This is a genomic window from Alphaproteobacteria bacterium (assembly GCA_017302575.1).
Classification (GTDB): Bacteria; Pseudomonadota; Alphaproteobacteria; order Rickettsiales; family UBA3002; genus JAFLDD01.
Genome location: JAFLDD010000001.1, coordinates 1,648,643 through 1,670,321 on the forward strand (window position 1 = coordinate 1,648,643; position 21,679 = coordinate 1,670,321).

Sequence of the window (21,679 nt, forward strand, 5' to 3'; positions counted from 1 at the left end):
CCAACCGGTGGTAATGGAGCCGTATTGAATGCGATTGCCAAATCGCCGAGACGAAATCCGCAGTAAGTTAAATATCGGTTGGCTTCCGACTCTCCTGCTCCACTGATCGTCTCAATAAAAGCATGCTACATATAGCCAACGGAAAAGTTTTGTCAAATGAAAAGCGGTCGGAGGTCAAAAATTGCATAGATATATCATATGCTTAGAGAATGATTTTTTGTCATTGCTGTGCACGCAGATGCAACCCTGTGCAATGGGGTGCGCTCACTTGAGATACTTTTAATCAGTGGATAATGAATAAATTTTATTACCATTGAGGTCTAACTCGCTGGTGTCTTCTACACCATAAAAGCTATTTGGCCCCCCGCGCCATGTATCGCTATTCCATTTAGTAGCGATAATGTTTTGCCAATCCCCAGAATCTTGAATCTGTACATTGGTGCGCATGGTAGAATTTAAATATGGATTTATACTATTCTTAGGAAACCATTTGGTGGTTATCGAATTCAAAGTGATTTTATTTTGGGGGCTTCTGTTTTTTATGGCACCCAATAAATTTGCTTCAAAGAAATTTGCGTTCTTGAGGAATAAATCGGCGGCGTTACAGCAAGATTTAAAATTATTGAGGTGTAAGAATTCGTTATCCGCATATCCAAAGACAAGCCCACATTTCTCTGCAATGTCTTTTAATTCTCGAAGATGAGGTAACTTGTATTTTGCAGGCAAAACGTACTCTCTGCCTGACCTGGTTGCCCCGTTTCGGACATAAAATGCTTTCCCATCAGGCATAATTTTATCAAGGGCATTTGATTGGTTTGAATTCTTCTCAATCGGCCATTTAAGATATTCTACACTGATATGTTTAGCACCGGCTGAAGCAATTCTTTGTATCAAACTGCTAATGTGCGGTTCTTGTGTTGGTATGATCGGCTGTAGTCTTACAGAAACGTTGATGTCAGACTTTGCTAGCTTAGTAATTAAAGCTAACCGCTCCTCTATTGAAGACACCCCTTTTTCAAGTGAGGCAGCTAATTTTGGTTCAGCACCAGTCATAGAAATTCTGACATAATAATTGCCGTCTTTTACCAGGCCTAAATATTCGGGATCCCCAATCAAAGTTCCTTTAGTACTGAAGACAATTGGATAGTTGTGTTTATTGGCGACTTGTAAAATTGTCTTTGTGATGCCCTTGGAGGCCTCCCAAGGCGAGAATGGATCAGTCATTCCGCCGAGTTGAATAGGAATGCGCTGCTCAATCATTTCATCCAAAGCGCTCTTGATAATGCCGTCTTTGACCCGCTCCAAGCGAGCACTAAACGCAGTAGTGCTAGCAGATTCTGCTTCTGGTTTTGTTACATTTCCGCCTCTGGATTTTGCGAAGCAAAATGCGCAGCCAAATTGACAGCGATTATAGGAATCTAAACGAAGGGGAATGCTGCAGAAGAATAACTGACTTGTAAGGCTTAAAGAGTGTTTATATGAACTCATCAGTTACGATGCCGTGAAAAGGTAAATCACAACAGATATAATATTTTGGACAACTACGTAAGCCAGGAGGGCAATTGCAGCATAAAGTCCTAACCAAGTCACGGTTCTCGGCTTTGGGTGGGAATCAGCCCATCTCGCATATATTTCCCAGAAAAGTTCTCGCTCGCTGGTTATATCCTCTTTTGAGGACATGCAGACTTCATATTTCTTGCCATTGTATAAGAAGCGCCAAATCGTCCCTCTTCCCTCAACAACAGGCTCATCAAAAATCTCACTAGAATCATCAATTACATTAGCAAGATTTTTTGCAATTAATCTTTCGGCCAACATTATCTCGCCACCGCTATCTTCATATGAATAGTAGAGTTCCCAAACAATCCATCTAGGAGAGTGGTTGGTGGATTTATAGGAAGCGAAATCGTGATAGCGTTTAATAAAATTGGGGCATTTCCAATGATAGGTAATGTAGGAAATAAAGAAGCAGAAGGAAGAGACCCATAATACTTCCCATGAAAAGGGAAGAGACGCCTGGATCGGAATACTTCTTTCACCGATAAATATAGTATCTGGTAATTTATGAAGCGCCTTTACTACTACGGGAGTAATCGCAAACCAAGTGATGAAAAGTTTAATCACCCCAAGAGAGAAGAAATCTCGTAATTGCTGCCAATGTTTTAGGAAAGCAGGAGAAGACATATTCGCCCTCATACTAATTAAATTTGGCACCTAATGTAGGATGAACTGTCAAATTGTCCATTACTTACGAAAATGGTGGAGGGGGAAGGATTCATAATATCTGAGTAACTGACTGATAAATAAATTATAAGCGCTTCATAAAACACATGGATACCCCTGTAAGTCCCCCGCACTGGATCGACAGGAATGAGCGGCTTCATTTCTTCTTAAATTTGGAGTGCTTCTTAGGTTTGAAAATCTTCATAGATTTGGAAGGTTGAGCAGCTGAAGGAATATCTTGTGCAGCCTTTGCTTTCTCAGGAGGAGCAAAATCTTCAATAGCCTGGAAGACGTTCCAAAGCTTATCAAGCTTAACATGCTCTTCAAGATAGTCAGCATAAGCTTGTTCAGCATTTGTGAGAAGCTGGTCATAAAAGACTATTCTGGCATTTACAGCTTCTAATGACTTTGTAACGCCAGCAGCTCCAGTGCTTGTCTTGTACTCTGGAGGCTCCTTACCTAAGACACAAATGATCTCAATTGGGTAGCTAGCGAAAGCGGTTTTAGATAATGCCGCCAAAGCTCCATCCCGATACTTACGAATCTGTGCAACTAATTTATCGACTGGAACAGAGACGGATGATCTTTTCAATTCTACGATCACATGTTTTCCAGAAGTAGTTCTGTAGCCAATATCGATTCGATCCTTGGCATCTTGTCCTTTAAGAGCCTTTGTATCTGCCTCCAGAAACTTTCGTACTAAAGTTTCAGCATGCTCTGTCCCCTTAGCACGTTCCCAGCTGGGGTCTATCAACCAAAGATGTGTATAAATATAATCGCGCAAGACCAGCTCTTTTTCATCGCTTTTCAGCTTCTCTTGAAGCGTCCTAATAACCTTGATGCGTCCTCGAACAATCTGACCGTAATAACTGCGCTCTAGATCATCAATGCTGCGGAAAATTGAAAGGACTTCATCAAGATTGTCATCTTTCATGTCGTCAAGGCGATCCAGCGCGTCGCGATGCCTATAGCTCTCGAACGCCAGAATAGAAGCTTTCAGTAATTCCTTTTTGTCGTCGTCAGCAGAGCGTATGGTATTGAGCCTGCCTATCCAACGTTCTGCTCTCTTCTTAGTGTCACCCTGCAAGTCTTCTAACCATGCCGAAACAGCAGGGACGCTAAGCGCAATCTTTGTACCATCCGCGCGCCGCCAATCACTCCAACGGTTTGCTACATGACGCAATTCAGACAAAATAACTGCTCTGAGTGCCTCGAAACGCGGATCATCTTGCTTAAGTGCTTGCCGACTACTTGTCGCAATATCGCCTTGATCGTCTATATCCAGCTCTTCACATGTTAGCTCACCGATGACATAATCGGCATAAATTTCCTTCTGCGCGAACTCATCTAAAACGTCTTCCTGAGCCATTTTACCGCGCATAAAAATTGCGATTCGGTTCAAATTGTCGCCTTCTTCATCTTTGAGCTGGTGAGGAACAGTGACTGTCCCGATCCAACCCGTGAGCTTTAATCCAGCAGCTTTAAGCGCAGCTGAGATTACTGCTGAACGATTTTCTGCTGGGCGCTTGAGATTCTTGCAAGTCTTTGCGAAGTCGTCACCATCACCATAAGTCCAAAGGTATTCTAATGCATTTTGATAGCCTCGATCCTCTGGAGTTACAGCTTCACCATTGATTTCTACTGCAAACTTGAATTTGGGCCCGATTATAGAGAACCGACGAGCTACACGTCGTTTCAAACCTTCAACTGTCATTCCTGATAGGGACTTCGAGATGCCGCTTAAGACGATTCGCGTGCCTTGCTTAAGATCGGCGGGTGATTTTGTAAGTTCATCTGGCGTATATGAACCCTCGGATTTACCAGTAATAGCTTTTTTAATTACTTCACGATCCATTTTGAACGAAGTGCGTTCGCCATTCCCAATCGTGTGAACTTCAGCAATCTGGGCGATCGAAAAAATAGACAACTTCCCGATGCCTTTTCGCCCCATTGGCGCACGGCCCCCAGCTGTCTTCTCGCCGATTTCATCGCGTCGACGAAATCCAACGGTAAGGAAACGATCGATTACTTCATCTCGATTCATTCCATGACCATCATCCTCAATTGTGATGGTTTCAGCATCTTTATCGATCGTAACCTTAACTTTGTGAGCATCCGCATCCCAGGCGTTGGCGACTATCTCCGACAATACTGCTGGAATATTGCTGTACAGATTGATTCCTAAATGCTCCAAAGCATTTAGGCTTATAGTCATTGCAAGGGGACGTTTAGCCATTAGCTTACTGCCTGTATATGATTCCGCACCGCTTGAGCAATCGCGCTGCCGAGTTTAACAGGAACCGCATTGCCAATCAATCGTCCAACTGTCTTAAGCCGCACGGGTTGGCCTGGCTTTACAAACTGATAATCTGCTGGGAAGCCCTGAAGAAGCGCCCCTTCACGTAATGATAGTGCGCGCAACTGCTCTGGGTGACCAAATCGACCATTGCCAAAACCAAAGAACTGCGTGGTGATTGTTGGAGATGGTTGATTCCAGGTCATTCTGCCATAGACCGAGGAATAGCCCCTCCCTGCATCTTTTGTATGACATCTCGTGACCAAGCCTGAATCCCAATCACGCCAAGTACCCCCTGGCTTAGAGGAGCGAATGCGCTTTTCGTTTAGCGCTGAAAGACGACTAGCTCGATGCAGAGGATCACGTTCATCCCATTGCCCATGACGAAGTGAAGGCAGATGACCAATTTCGTCCTGTACGGTTCGATGCGTCTTAGAATGCGTTTTTTTAGGCAGTGAAATCGGGCCAAGGCGGGAGGCGAGCAATACCAAACGCGAACGTGTTTGAGCTAAACCATAATCTGGTCCATAGAGGACGTCATACGCCACTTCGTAACCAGCTCTCTTTAGCTGTGAAACAAATGCCTGAAATACTTTACCGCCCTTGAAATCAACTAACCTTGGTACATTCTCCATAGAAACTACATCTGGTAAGACCTTTACCACTAGGTTGCCAAAACATCTCAAAAGCTGCCACTTGGGATCATCGTTCTTTTGATTATACGTCGAAAATGGCTGGCATGGCGCGCACCCTACCAAGACCTTTATCTGACCAGGTATGAAAAGCTTGTTGATGTCAGATGCGGTAACATCCGTAATACTTTTACGAATGAGTGGGGCTTTATTGTTGTGCTCAAAAGCAAACCGGCATTCTTCGTCAACATCAATGCCTGCTGCGATCTTGAAGCCTTTTTGATAGAAGCCATGCGACAAGCCACCTGCACCACAGAAGATATCAACCACTGAAGCCTTTATAGGCGATTTGCGTTTCGATGTTCTTGACGCTGATTTCGTCGATCTGGGGCGGGCCTTAGTCAATGGTCTATCCTCCAAATAATGTCTTCTTGCTTCCTGCGGAGCCTATGGCTCGCAAGTCCGTTTCATTCTAGCGAGTTAAGCTGTAGGTGCATCAACTTTTTACACATCTTCTCTTTGCTTGCTTCACTGTAGGTAGCCCTGTTGCAGATACGAATGCATCCGAGCCTCGCCTATTCACTAGCACCCCTTGCGCCCACTTGGTACTCCTCACTGTACGGTAGAGTTCAGCCTATTGCGCTCTTTGCAAGTTCAAGTTTAATAGCATCCTTAATGCCTCATCGTCACTAATTTCGACTGGCCAGCCGTAGGCGGCGGCGACGGCTGTATCAAGTTCGCGGTGGGCATTATCGAGCCATGCTGGGCGCTGATTATAGAGTTTGGTAAGGGTGCGCTTCTTGAGTTCTTCTGCTGCGCGCGGGTCTTTGGGCAGGATGCGGTCGGGGTAGCCCTCTACCACCTCTGGCTTTCTTACCACGAGGTCGGGCGGATTCAGCCAATTCTCACGCAGCTCATTCAGTCGTTTGGCGGCGACGGCAATCGCCATCGCGCGCGGGTCTGCAGCATAATCAGCGGCGGCAATGTTTGGCGTTAGCCCCTCCGGGAAGGGGAATGTCTCAAAAATACTTGAAGTACTATAAGTTGGATCATTGCCTGCCCCAATTCTTTGGCATTGAGCAATACTCCAAAGCTCATGAAATCTAGAATGCATGATACCAAAAAAAGCATCGTCATCACGGGCAAAAACTACAAGTTTCTGGTCAGGTAAAACAGAAGTGCTCAACCAAGAAAAAATACGATGTCTAGAAACCATCGGGGTGGCAAGCGCCCTTTTTATACCAGACAAAGACTTACGCATTGCTGGACGACTTTCTCCATACCTCCACCAGTACTCGCGATGATTTTCTCTCCTTACGGCAAAAGAGCCATCCTTATTTAGACGCAATCTATGCGGTTTAATGTTTTGCAATGCATATTCAAAAGGTTTCTCAAATAAAGCTGCCTCATGTTCCGACATTTCTGTACCAAAGTCTACCACCCAACGCACGGGAGAAGTGCCAACAAAATCAGACCCATTCATAATTCTTTTTATGACAAAGCTGTTAGAAATGCCGTGAACGTTATTTGGTAATAATAGCCACTCATGTGCAGCTTGATCTGAAATTTCAAACTTACCAACTAGGACTACACCAACATAGCTGCAACGGGCATTTTCAATTAGTTTATGACTCAGGGTGATATCTATGCCTTTGCCTGACTGGTTGCTTGATAAATTGGTGTAAATATCTGATTGGGCCACACCGTCTAATGATCTGGAAACGGTTGCAGAATATTTCTTATCCGCAAAACATATTGTGGATACCCTTAGTGATGCCCCATCAACAACCCATGGTTCATTTTTCCATGCGTTAAAAATGATGGCATCATTTGATAAATTATCGAGAACAACTCTGTTTTTTCCTCCAACAATTGTTTTTGTTGTAACAAGCCCTGCGTATTTTGTAGCAGATTCCTTGATAGCTTGGTGGGCTTTGGCAAACCAATAACATACCAAATCAGCACCGCCTGGGACACGACCCTTATATATTTTTCTTAGGATAGAGACATATTCTTCACCTAATCCTCGAATCATCTTTTTATCGCCCAAAAATGGCGGATTACCGATGATAAACTCGGCTTCTGGCCACTTCGCTTCTGTGCCATCTGCATTCAGCACCGCATCACGGCACTCGATGACATCTAGTGGCTTGAGGATAGGATTTTTGGAGATATCCAATCCTTTCGCGCGATGCCATTGAATGTCACCAATCCAAATGCTCACCCGCGCCAACTCCGCCGCGTAGGGGTTTATTTCGATGCCACGTAGCACCTCGGGGCCAAGCAGGTTAAACTCACGCGGCAACCCCAGCGCCTCGCATTCCAGCTGCACTCGATATTCAAAATCCTTGAGCGTTTGCAGTGCGAGATAGAGGAAGTTTCCGCTGCCGCAGGCAGGGTCGAGAACACGGATGGCATTGATGCGATCCATGAATGCACGTTTTAATTTTTCGGCTTGATTGCGCTGCTTGGTTTTCGTGGCAGGCGTTTTAGCTTGCTCATATTTCGTGAGCGCATCGGTAATGGCTTGTTTCTGCTCAGCCCATTCGCGTTCCAGCGGTTCCAGCACTGTTGGGCGGATAATCATCATGATTTTTTCATGATCGGTATAGTGTGCACCAAGCTGACTGCGCTTGCTGGGGTCAAGCCCACGCTCGAACAATGTGCCGAAGATAGACGGGTCAATCGCTGACCAGTCTTTCATGGCGGCATTAAGTACCAGCTTGATTTGCTCGGTCGTCAGCGGCAGTGCTTCGGAATCATTGAATAAGCCGCCGTTGAAATAATCAATCCGCTGGAAACCTACGAGGCCGCCTTTTTTCATGGCGGTGAAAAGCTGCTTGGCGAAATCCTGAAACTCATTCGGCTTATACACCGAGATTTTGAGCATTTCAGTGAACATATGGTTTGGCAGCAGTTCCACATCCTCGGCAAACATACAGAACACGAGGCGGTTGATGAAATGTGCAACGGCGTGTGCTTCATGCCCCTTATCGCGTAATTGCTGCGCCAGTGTTGAGAAATCTCTGGCAATTTCTTTGGTGAGTGCGTCGCGTGTGCGGCTGGGCTTTAACTGTTCGGGATTAGAGAATACGTTTTTGAGCAACTGGCGCTTGTTCGCATCAAGTAAGTCATCCAGCGTGATAGTATGCTTCTCCTGAACCGTGTTGGTGAAGTTGGTGTAGATGATGATGCTTTGCATATCGCACACCACCAAAAGCGGTGGATTCTCTAGCGCGATTGCGTATTGTTGGAGCTGTTGAAACGCGGCATCTAGGTTGCGATCTTTGCCCTTATATTCCCAGCCGAAATGCCCCTTTTTCCAAACATCCGCCCAGCCTTTGCCGCCGTTGGACTTCAGCGCCCCGCGCTCAAAGCAATAAATGTCGCCTAGCTGGTCGGCATCAGAGGGGTTGGGCTCGTCAAGCAATAGGCATAAATCAAGGAAATGCTGCTGTGAGCCTGCGCGCTCAGTGAGCTTTGATTTCTTCCATTTCTCGATGAACTGCTCTGGTGTCATGCCGCGACGATAGTGACGCAGATGCGTTCATGCAAGCGCACTTATACCTAATTCATTGACCTGGCCAGCGATTCGCCTAATAATGATAGCGCGGACGCAATAGCAGCCGTGGGGCATTGTAACCCCTATCAAGTGCGGTCTCAGTGCACCGCCAAGCACTCCTCAACCAGTATGGTCGAGGAGGCGCATGTGTATGTTCAGGTCTCACGACTAAAGACGTGCGCGACCTTTCACTTGATAGGTTTACAAACTCCCCGATCACCAGATGGGGGAGCTATGAGAGTACTTTTAATACTGCTTTTGGGCATTACTATTTTGAGCTCAATATACTACTTGGAGCCCCAAAAGCTTGGTAAGCATAACAATTCCACTGTTCAAACCATAACAAACCATAACAATGTTCAGTATCGTGCAAGAAATATATGCCTCCAAGTAACGTTTGAGAGTAAGCCCGAGCTTATTACAGCAGAAATCAAAGGTGTTAAGCTTGAAGCTTATCAGGGCGGCAAAGCTGACCGAACTCCATATGTTCTTCATTCGGCATTATATTCAATGCATCTTGCAGAGCCCGATGCAGCTCAAGGGCTTGAAGATACGGCTTCGGGAGAATTAACAGGCTTTGGAGGCAAGCTTGTTTACAAAAAGAGAACAGAGATTATGGGGCTGTCTGCGATAGAAAGCCAAGTTATCGCAAAGCATCAAGATAAGACATTCTTGAGAACTACCCTCAACCTTATTCTGGGCAATCAGCCAATCACTATCAGTATGATGGAGCCTGATAAAAGTGCTTCCAAAAGCAGTGTGGAAAAACTCAGAGGTTATTTGAGCAAATGTTAGTTCCACAAAGGTTAAGAGGTGATGAGGCAATATGAACTGGGCAGAAATACTGATTGCCATTATCTTTCTGCCAATCGCCTTTTTCTTGTCGCTGATGATCCCTCTCGGAATAATAGAATTCGTCAGACGTAAGAAAGGGGAGAAGTTTGCAGATCACCCTGTTCTAATATTTGGTATTGTTCTCATCATGTACTTAATCGGAGCCCTTACAGAGGTGATATGACCCAGAGCATTATGATGGACTGCCTCACAATCAAGCAATGTGTGGATCTGACCAAAGACGAAGATCGCAGGGCACAAATTGAGCAGATCCAAAACGAGCTTCAGAACTATGATCGTACTGAGTTAATCAAACAGTTAGCGCAGAATATATTCTGGAATCGCGCAGCGTTTGAATTGCAGGAAAAGACTATCAATACTCTTTTGGAGTTAGAGATGGTCTGGAAATCTGAGATCAATGACATAGAGTTGAAAGAACGCCTCAGCGAGATATTGAGTTCTTTACACTCACAAAATCAGTTTCCAAGGCCGTAGTAAGTAATTTTATCCTGTTTTCTCGGTTTGAGCCTGAGCAAAAGGCATAGCTGCCCTAGCCCATTGTCCGAAGACGTTGGAGGGCAGCAAGCCTTTCTGCATGGATATCTGTTTCCTTCGGAATCGCCGTCGCAGTTAGGCCCATATGGTCAAGATGTTTGCCATATGGTTGTCAGTTCAGGGGAACATCTCCCCCCATAGCGAGGTCTGGCGTTAGCTGTCTCTGTGGTTTTGCTATGATCTCATCCATCACCACTTTGAACATTACACCGGATCGAGCTTTCGGACGCATGAGTGTAATGTCTACTTCTGACAACTTATGTGGTGGTTTTTGAGGCTGCGATCTGTTCTGCAACCCAGTGATCAATAACAGTGCTGATCCAGCGTTTAGAGCGTTTGCCTACACCAATTGGTCTTGGGAAATTCTGCTCTTTCATTCGGGCATAGATTGTAGATCTTGCCAATCCAGTTTGCTCAATAACTTGATATATTGTGAGTAATGATTCAGTCATATTTCCTCCTCTTAAAAGACCGTATTGGAAGAAGTATGAGCAAATGAATCCAGAGAATACTGGAGCACCTATTTCTTGGGATTTTTTGGAGCAATCTCTTTTTCAAATTCAGGAATTATTCTGTTGCCGTATTCTTTCTCGAGTGCCTTGAGTACTATAACGATAGGACTCTTCTTTGCTTTGAGGTAATTCTGATAAAGAGCTTTTGCTGTTACATGACTCCATTGCGCAGTCTTGTTCAGCTTCTGACATATTTCCAAGGGCTTTTTGCCTGACTTGCTGATTGCATCGCGTACTTGGAAATAAAGCAGAATATATTCTGCACTCTCATCTTTCCGGCCAGGCTTCTTCCTGTACTCAATTTGAAGGCCAGGGACATAATCATTGGCGAGTGCCATAGCAAGATGTAGCCAACGATTTTCACCGGCTTCAATATTGTATTCTTCAAGTAGTAACAAAAAGCGACGTGAGCGCTCAATTGCATGGCTAGGCATTGCTTGAATGAACTCAGCTTTTCGTTGAGTGTAGAACTCTTCAGTGGTTCCATCAAAATTCAAAGGGGGCACCTCAAATTCTTTTTTGTAAGCAATAATAGGTCTGTTGAGATCTTTCGCTTTATAACGTCTGGTTTTTTGAGGTTCAGAGGGCATTGGAATGCAATCCCATATCTTCAAGTTTATTGCCCCACCATTCCATCATCTTCCGACGTGCAGGCAAGTGTTCTGAATGATCATATGCAGCCCGTACGCGGTTGCGTTCCTGGTGTGCTAACTGACGTTCGATAACGTCTCTCTCAAATAAACCACTTTCATTTAGAATGGTCGAGGCAGTTGCACGCAGTCCATGCACAGTAGCTTTATCTTTATAGCCCATGCCATATAATGCGTAGAGCATGGTATTATTGCTGATTGGTTTATGATGTCCTTGTACGCTGGGGAAGACCCAGTCATAGTTACCTGTCAAACGTCGCAATATTTGCAGTACGTTTAATGCCTGAGCAGACAATGGAACAATGTGCATTGTCTTCATTTTCATTCGTGTAGCAGGGATACGCCATTCCTTCTTTTCAAAGCTGATCTCATCCCATCGAGCTTGCCGCAGTTCATTTGTGCGTACAAACGTTAGCAGCATCAATTTAAGCGCTCGTTTTGTTTGATCGCTGCCTTGATACGCTTCCAGTGTCTTTAAGAACTCTGGGAGGTCTTTTTCTTCCAAATGTGCATGATGCTCTGTTTGAGGAACCTTTAGGAAGCCCCTTAAATCAGTTGCAGGGTTACGATCTGCACGTTCTGTAACGATGGCATATTGGAAAATCTTGCCGCAAATCTGCACAGCCCGATGTGCAAGTTCATAGGCACCGCGGTCTTCGACCTTACGTGCCATCTCAAGCAGCTCCTTGGCAGTAAGCTTACTTATTGGACGATGGCCTATTCTCGGAAAAACATCGTTCTCTAACCGCTGCAGAATTTGTTTCGCATAATAGGGTGACTTCTGTCTGCATTGATTTTCATGCCATTCTCGAGCAATGTGTTCGAAGGTATCCCGATCTTTTTGGATGGCGATGCGTCTTTGTTCTTTACGATGCTCGCTGGGGTCGACCTCTTTATATTTGAGCTTACGAGCCTCGAAGCGACGCTCTCTGGCATCTGCAAGGCTTACTTCTGGGTAAACTCCAAAGGCTATGCCTTTCTCTTTATTCAGGAAGCGGTATTTGAAGCGCCAGTACTTACGACCATTGGGCTTCACCAGCAGATATAGGCCATCTCCATCGGAGAGCTTGTAGGCCTTTTCCTTTGGTTTTGCCTCACGGATCTGGCGGTCAGTTAGTCTCATTTGGGGGTACCTCCATTTTAAACCACTGTGGATGGGGGTACTTTTTGAAAAAAGTCCCCCCAAAACCATCTGGATTGTAATAGAACTTGAGAGAACTTATCAGACAAACAATGCCTGGTCTACCGCAGTTTTGCTGGACTTTCTTGGACTCTATTAGACTTCTTTGGAAGCTAAACTGGTGGAGGGGGAAGGATTTGAACCTTCGAACTCCTAAGAGGGCGGATTTACAGTCCGCTGCCATTGACCACTCGACCACCCCTCCACACCAAGCCTTTTCACCGAAAAGGGACTTTCTGCTAAGCCAATATCGACTGGTTGTCAATATTTAGGGATTGCTAGGGATGTAATATCTGCAAAACTGGCGCAAAACCTAGCGATGTTACCCTAATTGCTGGCCTTGGCTAAGTAGCCTTGAGATAGCGGATGATGCCGTGAGCGGCGGCGACTCCTGTGCTAAAGCAAGCCTGAAGAAGGTAGCCGCCTGTGGGCGCTTCCCAGTCGAGCATTTCACCTGCGGCAAATACGCCTGGTTTTGCGCGCAGCATATAATGTTCATCCAGTGCGTCACGCGTGATGCCGCCTGCGCTAGAAATAGCGCGTGCCATGCCAGCGGTGCTGTGCAGCGTTACGGGCAATGCTTTGAGTCGCTCGGCGATTGGCGCAGTGGTGCGCATATGTTCGGGCGTGGTTTCGTGGAATAAGGCGATAGCAACGGGTGAAAAATTCGCGCTGCGCAGGAAGGAGCTGAGTGATTTATTGCCGCGAGAGGCGAGCTTCTTGCTTAGCGCCTCAGGGCTCATGCTGGGGCGCAAATCAAGCGTGATGGTGGTTTGTCCGTCACGGTTAATGGCATTGCGAATGGATGCAGAAAGCCCATAAATCGCGCCACCTTCGAGCCCGTTTGCAGTGATGATCGCCTCACCTTGATGGGTGGCGCCCTCATGCGTGATGGCAAGTGGCTTGAGCGGCGAACCTGCAAAACGCGTGCGAAAATAATCGGACCAATGTGTATGAAATCCGCAGTTGGTTGGTGCAAGCGTTGCCATGGGAATGGCTTGCTCAGTAAGTGGCTTTACCCAACCTCCGTCTGAACCTAGGCGCGGCCATGATGCGCCGCCAAGCGCAAGCAGGGTTGCGTCAGGGGTAATGTGCACTGCGCCTTTGGGCGTGTCGAAAGATAGTGCATCACCATGCCAGCCCAGCCAATGATGGCGCGGGTGGTAGGTTACGCCTAGCTGCTCTAAGCGCTTCAGCCACGCGCGCAATAAGGAGACGGCTTTCATCTTACGTGGGAAGACGCGACCACTGCTGCCAATGAACGTTTCTTCGCCCAGCCCGTCACACCATGCACGCAGTGCGTCAGGCGGGAAGGCGAGAATTGCGGGTGTAAGCCAATCACGCGCTGTGCCATAACGTGTCAGGAACTCATCGAGCGGCTCGCTATGGGTCAGATTTAAGCCACCGCGCCCCGCAATCAGTAGCTTGCGCGCTGGGCTTGGCATACGGTCATAGACGGAGACGTTATGGCCGTGCGAAGCCAGTTCTTCTGCCGCTATCAAGGCCGATGGGCCTGCGCCGATAATGGCAATGTTGCGCCTATTTTCCATGCGGATTTACGCTAAAGTAGCAGCGATGCTTGGTCAAGCAAGCTACGCACGAAATACTGGCAAATTGTGCTGCCCTATTCTATGTAGGTGTCACCGATGATGGAGACTTTATGAATCGCCTCTCTGCGCTTAGCATATTAGGGTTGCTTGGTATGTCGATGATGACGCCAGCCTATGGCTTTAAGCGCTCGATGATCGCGATTGATGGCTCGAGTACGGCCTATCCGATTACGGAAGCAGTGGCAGAAGAATTTCAGTTGGAGCAAAAAGGTGCAGCAGCCGTAACGGTTGGCATCGCTGGCACTGGTGGTGGTTTTAAACGCTTCTGCAAAGGTGATATTGATATTACGCAGGCCTCGCGCCCAATCTCTGAGGCCGAGATGCTTGCCTGCAAAACCAGTGGCATTGAATATATCGAGCTGCCCATCGCGCTGGATGCATTGACGGTTGCCGTAAGCCCAAAGAATAAAACACTTGAGTGTATTACCATCGCGCAGCTCAAGAAAATCTGGGAGCCTTCAGCTCAAGGCACTGTGCTCACATGGAAGGACGTGGATACGTCATGGCCCGATGTTCGCTTGAACCTTTATGGCGCAGGGTCAGATTCTGGCACCTTCGATTATTTTACTGAAGCGACGGTGGGTAAGGCTAAAGCAAGTCGTGGCGATTACACGGCGAGTGAGAATGATAACGTAATTGTCACGGGTATTGCTAATGACCCCTTCGCGCTTGGCTATATTCCATACTCCTATTATTCGGGTAATGCAGCACAACTTAAGCCTCTGAAAGTGGATGGTGGCAAGGGCTGCGTGTTACCTTCGATTGAGGCTGCACAAGACGGAAGCTATAGCCCGCTTTCGCGCCCATTGTTTTTATATGTTAGTAAACAATCAGCAGATACAAATATCGGTGTGCGCGATTTTATTCATTATTATCTGACTAAGGGGCAGCCGCTTGTTACCGAGGTGCATTACTTGCCATTACCTGCGGAAGTATATACAAAACTGCTCGCGCGGTTTGAGGCAAGAACAACGGGCACTGTATTTGGTGGGCATGCTGCGATTGGCGTGTCGATTCACGATATTATCGAGCGAGAGACGGTTCACTGATGACTATTCGCACCAAATCTGAGGTATTGTCGAAGCATAATCCGCATTACCGTGCGCGGCTGCGCCGTGATAAATTGGTAGCGGGTGCCTTGTTCGCGATAGCGCTTTCAGCGATTGCTATCACCATTGCGATTGCGGTGATTTTGTTGCGTGAATCTTTCGTATTCTTTGAGCAGGTGAGTATCGTTGATTTCTTGACCGACACGATGTGGACACCGCTTTTCTACGAACCACGCTATGGCATCATGCCATTGCTAAGCGGTACATTGCTTAGCTCTGCGGTGGCGATTGCATTTGCCCTTCCTATTGGTCTGATTGTTGCGGTATATCTCAGCGAATTCGCACCCATCCGCGTGCGTGAAACCGTAAAGCCTATTTTGGAATTATTGGTGAGTGTGCCAACGGTTGTGTTTGGTTATTTTGCACTGTTTTTTGTCACGCCTTTGCTGCAGCAGACACTCTTTCCTAATCTGCCAAGTTTTAACGTGCTCAGCGCTGGTATCGTGATTGGTGTGATGATTATTCCCTATATCAGCTCACTCAGCGAGGACGCGATGCGTGCCGTGCCCATGGCGCTGCGTGAAGGCTCGTTGGCATTAGGCGCAAATCGTGTGCAGACCGCACTTAAGGTGGTATTTCCAGCCGCCGCATCGGGGATTATTGCAGCGATTATTCTTGCCGTTTCGCGTGCGGTTGGTGAGACGATGGTGGTAGCCATTGCTGCAGGCCAACAACCTAATCTGACCATTGACCCCACTGAGCAGGCGGCAACGATTACCGCCTATATTGTGCAGGTTGCGATGGGAGATTTGCCGCATGGTAGCATTGGCTACCAGTCAATTTTTGCTGCGGGCTTGACCCTTTTTGTGATCACCATGGCATTTAACATTCTCGCAGCGATTATGCGCCGCAAATTCCGTGAGGAGTATTAATGCGTCTGGGCGATAAGATTTTCAACATCGTTGGCTTTGCGGCAACCCTCGTTGGCCTCATTGTACTGGTGGTGTTGTTCGCTGACTTAATAACGCGTGGTGTGCCACGTTTATCGTGGGATTTCTTTACGCATTTCCCTTCGCGCCATGCGGAACGTGCGGGTATTTTATCGGCATGGGTGGGCACATGCTTGGTGATGTTCGTTACGGCTTGTGCTGCTATTCCGTTTGGTGTTGCGGCGGGCATTTACCTCGAAGAATATGCGCCTAAGAACTGGCTTACCAAAGTGATCGAGATGAACGTGACTAATCTCGCGGCGGTTCCCTCGATTGTGTATGGCTTGCTGGCGTTGGGGTTGTTTGTCTATACGCTGGATTTAGGGCGCAGTGTGTTAACTGCGGGATTGACGCTTGGGCTTTTAGTGATGCCAGTCATCATCGTGGCGACGCGTGAGGCGATTCGTACGATTCCCACGGGGATACGTGAGGCAGCGTATGCGTTGGGCTCGACCAAATGGGAAGTCACCCGCCAACATGTCGTGCCGTATTCGATGGGCGGCATCATTACGGGCGTTATTATTGGTCTGGCGCGCGCGGTGGGCGAAACCGCACCCGTCGTGACGATTGGTGCACTTACCTTTATCGCATTCTTGCCCTATCCGCCACTTGGTACAGAGGCGCCCTACGTATCGTTCCAATGGCTGCTGGATCCATTTACCGTGCTGCCTATTCAGATATTCAACTGGGTTTCACGCCCGGGAGAAGACTTTGCAGCAAACGCAGCAGCAGCAGCCTTGGTGCTGATGGTTTTAACGCTAGGTATGAATGCAATCGCGCTCTATTTCCGCTACCGCATTCGCAAGCGCCTACAGTGGTAAGACGCTAAAGAAGCTTCTCGATTGCTTCAACGATACGCGCATCATCTGGCGCAGTGGTAGAGTGGAAATAATCAACCAGTTTGCCATTCTTATCGACCAGATATTTGTGGAAATTCCACTTTGGTGCGGTGCCAAACCCTAACACTTCATAGGCGTATTTATAGAATGGGTGCGCCTTATCGCCCGAGACGATTTCTTTTGAAGCCATCGGGAATGTGACGCCGTAATTGCGTTTACAGAATTGCGCGATTTCCTCATTGCTTGCAGGTTCCTGTCCACCAAAGTCGTTGCTTGGCACGCCGACGATTACCAAACCCTTATCTTTGTATGCGTGATACAGTGCCTCTAGGCCTTCATATTGTTTAGTAAAGCCGCACTCAGATGCCGTGTTAACGACAAGCAGCACCTTGCCTTGAAATTGCTTGAGGGGCAGGGGTTGATTGCCCGTCAACGTCGTGAAGCTGAAATCGTACGCGCTGGCATTCGGGTTGCTGTTGGCTGCCGTACAGCCCGTGCTAAATAGTCCCATGATCACTCCTATAATTAGTCGTTTCATTGGTTTCCCTCCGTTTTTTTGGCAATCCATAGACGTATTCCATATGGCAGGATGCGCAGTAGTTTCAGCAAGCGCGTGAAGCCTTTGGGAAAGTGGATTTCGAAGCGCTTGGTGCGCAGACCGTCGGCAATATACTGTGCGGCGCGTTCTGGCGTGATAATCATTGGCATCGCGAAATTATTCTTATCGGTAAGCGGTGTGCGCACAAATCCTGGGTTGATGAGCTTGATGTCCAGATGGTTTGGCGCTTCCGCATGTAGGCTTTCGGCGAGGTTGATTATCGCGGCTTTGGTGGCGCTGTAGGGCTGGCCAGAAGGTAGGCCCGTATAGCCAGCAACACTACCACACAGTGCAAGCTGCGCGCGTGGCTGCGCAATAAGCTTCGGCAGCAACACATGCACCAGCTCAAACACGCTGGTAAGATTCACCTCGATGATGTCACGTGTTTGCTGCATATCAAGTTCGGTAAGTTTCATGGGCTGGTATAAGGCCGCCATAAAAATCACACGATGGATAGTGCCGCATTGCTGCCAGAGCTGTTCTGCGGTTTTTTGCAATGCTGTGGGGTCGTGTATATCGAGTGGGGCTGCAATATGCTGCGTGCCATGCTGCGCAACAAATTGGCCGAGCGATGCAGCATTACGTGCTGAAACAATGAGTCTTGCACCTTCATTTGCTAGGCGCTGCGCCAGCGCAAGGCCAATACCGCTTGAAGCGCCAATCACCCAGACTGTTTCGTTGCTATAGCGTGTCATTGTTTTTGCATGAATAGCGTTAGCTCTGCGACCGTGAATCCGAATTTTTTGATGTAGGAGCGATTAATCATCACGCCATCATTCATCTGCCACATCCAATCATCAAAGCTGACGCGGTAGGTTGCGCCATCGACATCAAGATCCATGCGATATGCCCATTGAATGGCGCTGCCGTTGCTAGCACCTCTCGCTTTGTCGATGATGTCGCTTGCCGTGCCTTCGTAGGTTCCGTCTGGCTGTTGTGTAATCGTCCAGACGCGCTGTTGGGTATTACCAGTATAGTAGGTGAAATCTTCTTTTAGCGTACCGACATTGCCTTCCCACGAGCCGTGCATGGTTACGTCAAAACGGCTGATGACGCGGCCACGCCAATCTTGCACAATGCCCCATGCTTTAATGGGCCCTGTGAAATAGGCTTTGAGGTCGGCCTTTGGCTCGGTGCCATCATAAAAAGCAAGTTCTTTGTTCATACAGCCGCTAAGCATGAGGATGGCTCCCAGCAAAGCGAGGGGACGTGTGAGTCGCATAAGTTACTCCTTCAGTGATACGTGTGGAAAGTGTCCATAAAACGGTGGCGGCAATAAGTTTAATGAGGCATGGAATCAAGGCGTAAAGCAAGCTTAGGGCGTTGAGCGCCGTTGGCGAATTTTGTGTTGCAGGGACAAATCCCGCCAAGTCCAAAACTAGTAAGGAAAAGCCTGAACTGAGTGCCAGTGCGGCTTTGGTCAAAAACGCTAACATGCCATAATGGGCGCTTGAGGTGTCGTGCTCTGGTTGTGCGTGAATTTGATCGGCGATGATAGAAGGCGGTAGTATTAGGTCTGCGCTAAAAGCGATCCCCGAGGTGATGCAGATGATAGCGTAGGGAATTAGCGCTCCTACTTCCAAAAAATATGCTCCAATAAAACTGATTACGGCTAGCAGCATAGACCATAGCCATGTACGGCATTTCCCGCAACGTTTGCTTATGGCTTGCCATATGGGTATGCCCGCGATGCCAGCTAAAAAGTAAAGTAGTAAGAATGCTCCCAAGTAGCCTTCGGCGCCAAGTAAATCACGCACAAAGAAAATCACTAACACGGCAGGAATGCTTGAAGCTAGCATGCTAAGTGCAAATGCCAGAAAGAACCATTTTGTAGTTGGCGTAAAACTAAGAAAGCCACTTAACAGTGCTGAAGTTACAGCTCTGGTGTTTGGTGATTCTGCCTGCTTACGCCAGCTACGAAGTAAGATTAGCGCGAGTATTAGCAATATCGTCAGCATGATACTTAGCACTGTGAAGGGTTGGTCGATGGGTAGAGAAGGTATCGTTACCGCGCACAATAAGCCAATAATTCCTAGCGATTCGCGCGTGCTCGTGATGCGTGTTTGTATGAAGGGGCTTGCACCCCACAATGCGCCCAAGCTATTCAGATTAATGCTCAGTATACTGTACGCGGTGGTTGCCAGAAACACAAAAACAATAAACCAAAGCAGTGCATAAGAAGCGGGCGGATGGAAGAGCGCAAAGAAACTGACTGCTAGAATGAGTGCAGCATATTGTATAATTCGCATGCGCCGGGTACCAAAACGGTCGCTCAAGGCACCAATTAATGGGTCTTGTATGGCATCTATAATACGCAGGCCAAGTAATGCTGCACCGACTGTGGCAAGGGATAGGCCATGCTTCGTAACATAAAAATCAGGTGCATGGAGATAAAGAGGTAAACCTGCGAATGCTAAAGGTAAAGCAAGTAAGCCATAACGCAGCAGCATACTATAGCGGTATGGCTTCATGCTCATTTGAGGCCTAAAAGTTGACGACGCAATGTAGGTTCTGAAGTGTTTTCTGCCAACCATATGTCAAAGAAATGCTTGCCAAATTCACGGTCTTCTAGCGCGCCTATCATCATATTATTCTTGTAGAACCGTGTGACGCCAGTTTGTGGTAAATAAATACCAACGATACTATCCCCTTCTTGAACATTCGGGAAAATCTGGCGCATTTCTGTCAGCCACAGGCTAAGTTTTGTCTCGCTCACGCCGCCTTGGGCACGCATTTCGTCGACAGAAATTGTTACAATATCCTCGCCTGCTGCTTCGGTTAAATAGGTGAGTTTTAGAGCAAAGGGTTTGCTCGCATCATAGCGCTTAGTTGGTGCGTATAAAGTTGCATCATACGCATCCCAAAACAGAACAGTAAGGCGGCCTGAGCCGACAATTTGTGCATTGGGAATGTACCGCGTCACCACATCTGCAAATGCAGGTGGTATGCTTAATATGGTTATAGAAAACACTAAGAATAACTTACGCATGTTGTAGCTCTAGCTGCATAACGTCGGTGCGGCCAACGGTGAAGCTGGCGATGCATGCAGCGAGATAAAAACGCCAGATACGAATGAATTTTTCATCAAAGCCCAACTGAATGACTTCGCTTAATCTATTCTCGAAGTTGTCCAGCCAGTGTTTCAGCGTGCGCGCGTAATCTTGGCCAAATGCGTGGCTGTCTGTGACGCGTAAATCGACTTGGCGAGCCTCACTTGCGAAGCGTTCGGGGCTTGGCAGCATGCCGCCCGGGAAAATGAAGCTGCGAATCATATCACCGCCTTTGCGGTAGCTCTCAAAATGCTTCTCGGCCACGGTGATGGTTTGGATAACCGCTCGTCCTTTATTGGCTAGCAGCTCTTTGATTTTACCAAAATAAACTGGCCAGTAACGCTCGCCCACTGCCTCGAACATCTCGATAGATACGATATGGTCATAGTTGCCGCGCTGGTGGCGGTAATCTTCAAGCACGATGTTGGCCTTATCGCGAAGACGTTCAGTTGCATAGGTGTGCTGGGCTTTAGACAGCGTGATGCCTTTGATGTCGTAATCGCCTTTCTCCATTGCGCGTTCGGCAAAGCCACCCCAGCCACATCTTACTTCGATCAGTGAACCTGATGACTGGTTCAAACGCTGGATAATACGGTCATATTTTTGGTGCTGTGCATCTGTTAGACTCAAGGCGCCATCGCCAAAGAGAGCAGAGGAATAGGTCATCGACGGGTCGAGCCACAGCGCGTAAAAATCATTACCTAAATCGTAATGCGCATGGATATTGCGCTGGCTGCCTTTGAGATTGTTGCGTTTGAAAAAATAGAAAAAACGAGTAACTGCGCGAGTGAAGGCGCTGCCATATATGTAGCGATTTAGCACCTCTTCGTTTTGCAGGCCGACCAATAGTAACGCGGTTAAATCGTCTGTATCCCACCAGCCATCGCGGTAGGATTCAGTGAGTCCAATATCGCCACGCTCTGCCATTGCGCTGACGGTGCGCCAATCACGAATATGCATAGTGCCATTGGCGCCTTGCTCGCTGCCTTTGAAGATGTAGCGCTTGCCGTCTGGCGTTGTAATGGTGAAGCTACCATAAGCAAGATGCTCTAGCGATTTCAGGAAGCGTTTTGTGATCGTTTGATGCAGCATAGCGTAAG

At 47.4% G+C, this 21,679-nt stretch carries 20 protein-coding genes and 1 tRNA gene; 5 read left to right on the top strand and 16 right to left on the bottom strand.

Translation table 11 applies throughout. The features are described 5' to 3' along the window. Positions 1–279 precede the first annotated feature (279 nt). The 5 genes from J0M34_08355 to J0M34_08375 form a co-directional block, all read right to left on the bottom strand. On the bottom strand, positions 280–1,488 hold the full coding sequence (locus J0M34_08355) for a radical SAM protein (protein ID MBN8544259.1): 1,209 nt from the start codon (positions 1,486–1,488) through the stop codon (positions 280–282). A gap of 3 nt (positions 1,489–1,491) precedes the next feature. Beyond that, positions 1,492–2,184 (bottom strand): hypothetical protein, encoded by a 693-nt coding sequence (locus tag J0M34_08360; protein ID MBN8544260.1) that lies wholly within the window; start codon positions 2,182–2,184, stop codon positions 1,492–1,494. A 196-nt stretch (positions 2,185–2,380) separates the two neighbouring features. After that, positions 2,381–4,459 (bottom strand): ATP-binding protein, encoded by a 2,079-nt coding sequence (locus J0M34_08365; protein MBN8544261.1) that lies wholly within the window; start codon positions 4,457–4,459, stop codon positions 2,381–2,383. After that, positions 4,459–5,556, bottom strand: a complete 1,098-nt coding sequence (locus J0M34_08370) for a DNA cytosine methyltransferase (GenBank protein ID MBN8544262.1) — start codon at positions 5,554–5,556, stop codon at positions 4,459–4,461. Before J0M34_08370 ends, J0M34_08365 begins: the two co-directional genes overlap by 1 nt. 229 nt (positions 5,557–5,785) lie before the next feature. Further along, positions 5,786–8,671: a class I SAM-dependent DNA methyltransferase gene (locus J0M34_08375; protein MBN8544263.1), complete on the bottom strand. Its 2,886-nt coding sequence runs from the start codon at positions 8,669–8,671 to the stop codon at positions 5,786–5,788. Positions 8,672–8,947: 276 nt separating this feature from the next. Here J0M34_08375 and J0M34_08380 point away from each other — a divergent pair, with 276 nt between their 5' ends. Then, complete coding sequence (locus J0M34_08380; GenBank protein MBN8544264.1) at positions 8,948–9,508, top strand: hypothetical protein; 561 nt, start codon at positions 8,948–8,950, stop codon at positions 9,506–9,508. Positions 9,509–9,727: 219 nt separating this feature from the next. Then, a complete protein-coding gene (locus J0M34_08385) occupies positions 9,728–10,042 on the top strand; it encodes a hypothetical protein (GenBank protein MBN8544265.1) in 315 nt (104 codons plus the stop codon). 317 nt (positions 10,043–10,359) lie between these two features. On the opposite strand, the gene J0M34_08390 is transcribed toward J0M34_08385, so the two are convergent. From J0M34_08390 to J0M34_08410, 5 genes are all read right to left on the bottom strand, one after another. Beyond that, on the bottom strand, positions 10,360–10,554 hold the full coding sequence (locus tag J0M34_08390; GenBank protein ID MBN8544266.1) for an AlpA family phage regulatory protein: 195 nt from the start codon (positions 10,552–10,554) through the stop codon (positions 10,360–10,362). Positions 10,555–10,622: 68 nt separating this feature from the next. Next, a complete protein-coding gene (locus J0M34_08395; GenBank protein ID MBN8544267.1) occupies positions 10,623–11,204 on the bottom strand; it encodes a hypothetical protein in 582 nt (193 codons plus the stop codon). Continuing rightward, positions 11,194–12,387, bottom strand: coding sequence for a tyrosine-type recombinase/integrase (locus J0M34_08400; GenBank protein MBN8544268.1), 1,194 nt, complete (start codon positions 12,385–12,387; stop codon positions 11,194–11,196). The genes J0M34_08395 and J0M34_08400 overlap by 11 nt, the downstream gene beginning before the upstream one ends. A gap of 176 nt (positions 12,388–12,563) precedes the next feature. Continuing rightward, positions 12,564–12,649 (bottom strand) — tRNA-Tyr (locus J0M34_08405). Positions 12,650–12,788: 139 nt separating this feature from the next. Then, positions 12,789–13,994, bottom strand: a complete 1,206-nt coding sequence (locus J0M34_08410; protein MBN8544269.1) for a TIGR03862 family flavoprotein — start codon at positions 13,992–13,994, stop codon at positions 12,789–12,791. 110 nt (positions 13,995–14,104) lie between these two features. On the opposite strand from J0M34_08410, the gene J0M34_08415 reads away from it, so the two are divergent. The 3 genes from J0M34_08415 to pstA are packed head-to-tail and all read left to right on the top strand — an operon-like array spanning position 14,105 to position 16,913. Further along, on the top strand, positions 14,105–15,103 hold the full coding sequence (locus J0M34_08415; GenBank protein MBN8544270.1) for a PstS family phosphate ABC transporter substrate-binding protein: 999 nt from the start codon (positions 14,105–14,107) through the stop codon (positions 15,101–15,103). Further along, complete coding sequence (gene pstC / locus J0M34_08420; protein MBN8544271.1) at positions 15,103–16,035, top strand: phosphate ABC transporter permease subunit PstC; 933 nt, start codon at positions 15,103–15,105, stop codon at positions 16,033–16,035. The genes J0M34_08415 and pstC overlap by 1 nt, the downstream gene beginning before the upstream one ends. Continuing rightward, positions 16,035–16,913: a phosphate ABC transporter permease PstA gene (pstA, locus tag J0M34_08425; protein MBN8544272.1), complete on the top strand. Its 879-nt coding sequence runs from the start codon at positions 16,035–16,037 to the stop codon at positions 16,911–16,913. Before pstC ends, pstA begins: the two co-directional genes overlap by 1 nt. Positions 16,914–16,917: 4 nt before the next feature. On the opposite strand, the gene J0M34_08430 is transcribed toward pstA, so the two are convergent. Genes J0M34_08430 through J0M34_08455 form a run of 6 tightly spaced genes read right to left on the bottom strand, consistent with a single transcriptional unit; the run spans position 16,918 to position 21,671 of the window. Further along, entirely contained in the window at positions 16,918–17,469 is a 552-nt protein-coding gene (locus J0M34_08430; GenBank protein ID MBN8544273.1) for a glutathione peroxidase, read from the bottom strand. Further along, positions 17,466–18,224, bottom strand: a complete 759-nt coding sequence (locus tag J0M34_08435) for an SDR family NAD(P)-dependent oxidoreductase (GenBank protein ID MBN8544274.1) — start codon at positions 18,222–18,224, stop codon at positions 17,466–17,468. The genes J0M34_08430 and J0M34_08435 overlap by 4 nt, the downstream gene beginning before the upstream one ends. After that, positions 18,221–18,751 carry a DUF3833 domain-containing protein gene (locus J0M34_08440; GenBank protein ID MBN8544275.1) on the bottom strand — a complete coding sequence of 177 codons (531 nt, stop codon included), beginning with the start codon at positions 18,749–18,751 and terminating at the stop codon, positions 18,221–18,223. Before J0M34_08440 ends, J0M34_08435 begins: the two co-directional genes overlap by 4 nt. Further along, positions 18,702–19,979 (bottom strand): MFS transporter, encoded by a 1,278-nt coding sequence (locus J0M34_08445; GenBank protein ID MBN8544276.1) that lies wholly within the window; start codon positions 19,977–19,979, stop codon positions 18,702–18,704. The genes J0M34_08440 and J0M34_08445 overlap by 50 nt, the downstream gene beginning before the upstream one ends. Positions 19,980–20,002: 23 nt before the next feature. Beyond that, the gene (locus J0M34_08450; protein MBN8544277.1) at positions 20,003–20,518 is read right to left on the bottom strand and encodes a chalcone isomerase family protein; all 516 of its coding nucleotides are present in this window, start codon (positions 20,516–20,518) and stop codon (positions 20,003–20,005) included. Next, positions 20,511–21,671, bottom strand: a complete 1,161-nt coding sequence (locus J0M34_08455) for a class I SAM-dependent methyltransferase (GenBank protein ID MBN8544278.1) — start codon at positions 21,669–21,671, stop codon at positions 20,511–20,513. The genes J0M34_08450 and J0M34_08455 overlap by 8 nt, the downstream gene beginning before the upstream one ends. Positions 21,672–21,679: the final 8 nt, after the last annotated feature.

Coding starts and splice junctions, on each gene's coding strand:
- J0M34_08430 (MBN8544273.1), bottom strand. CDS start 17,469: ATGAAACGACTAATTATAGGAGTGATCATGGGACTATTTAGCACGGGC.
- J0M34_08355 (MBN8544259.1), bottom strand. CDS start 1,488: ATGAGTTCATATAAACACTCTTTAAGCCTTACAAGTCAGTTATTCTTC.
- pstA (MBN8544272.1), top strand. CDS start 16,035: ATGCGTCTGGGCGATAAGATTTTCAACATCGTTGGCTTTGCGGCAACC.
- J0M34_08445 (MBN8544276.1), bottom strand. CDS start 19,979: ATGCTGCTGCGTTATGGCTTACTTGCTTTACCTTTAGCATTCGCAGGT.
- J0M34_08365 (MBN8544261.1), bottom strand. CDS start 4,459: ATGGCTAAACGTCCCCTTGCAATGACTATAAGCCTAAATGCTTTGGAG.
- J0M34_08440 (MBN8544275.1), bottom strand. CDS start 18,751: ATGCGACTCACACGTCCCCTCGCTTTGCTGGGAGCCATCCTCATGCTT.
- J0M34_08360 (MBN8544260.1), bottom strand. CDS start 2,184: ATGTCTTCTCCTGCTTTCCTAAAACATTGGCAGCAATTACGAGATTTC.
- J0M34_08395 (MBN8544267.1), bottom strand. CDS start 11,204: ATGCCCTCTGAACCTCAAAAAACCAGACGTTATAAAGCGAAAGATCTC.
- J0M34_08415 (MBN8544270.1), top strand. CDS start 14,105: ATGAATCGCCTCTCTGCGCTTAGCATATTAGGGTTGCTTGGTATGTCG.
- J0M34_08410 (MBN8544269.1), bottom strand. CDS start 13,994: ATGGAAAATAGGCGCAACATTGCCATTATCGGCGCAGGCCCATCGGCC.
- J0M34_08375 (MBN8544263.1), bottom strand. CDS start 8,671: ATGACACCAGAGCAGTTCATCGAGAAATGGAAGAAATCAAAGCTCACT.
- J0M34_08380 (MBN8544264.1), top strand. CDS start 8,948: ATGAGAGTACTTTTAATACTGCTTTTGGGCATTACTATTTTGAGCTCA.
- J0M34_08390 (MBN8544266.1), bottom strand. CDS start 10,554: ATGACTGAATCATTACTCACAATATATCAAGTTATTGAGCAAACTGGA.
- J0M34_08400 (MBN8544268.1), bottom strand. CDS start 12,387: ATGAGACTAACTGACCGCCAGATCCGTGAGGCAAAACCAAAGGAAAAG.
- J0M34_08455 (MBN8544278.1), bottom strand. CDS start 21,671: ATGCTGCATCAAACGATCACAAAACGCTTCCTGAAATCGCTAGAGCAT.
- pstC (MBN8544271.1), top strand. CDS start 15,103: ATGACTATTCGCACCAAATCTGAGGTATTGTCGAAGCATAATCCGCAT.
- J0M34_08385 (MBN8544265.1), top strand. CDS start 9,728: ATGACCCAGAGCATTATGATGGACTGCCTCACAATCAAGCAATGTGTG.
- J0M34_08450 (MBN8544277.1), bottom strand. CDS start 20,518: ATGCGTAAGTTATTCTTAGTGTTTTCTATAACCATATTAAGCATACCA.
- J0M34_08435 (MBN8544274.1), bottom strand. CDS start 18,224: ATGACACGCTATAGCAACGAAACAGTCTGGGTGATTGGCGCTTCAAGC.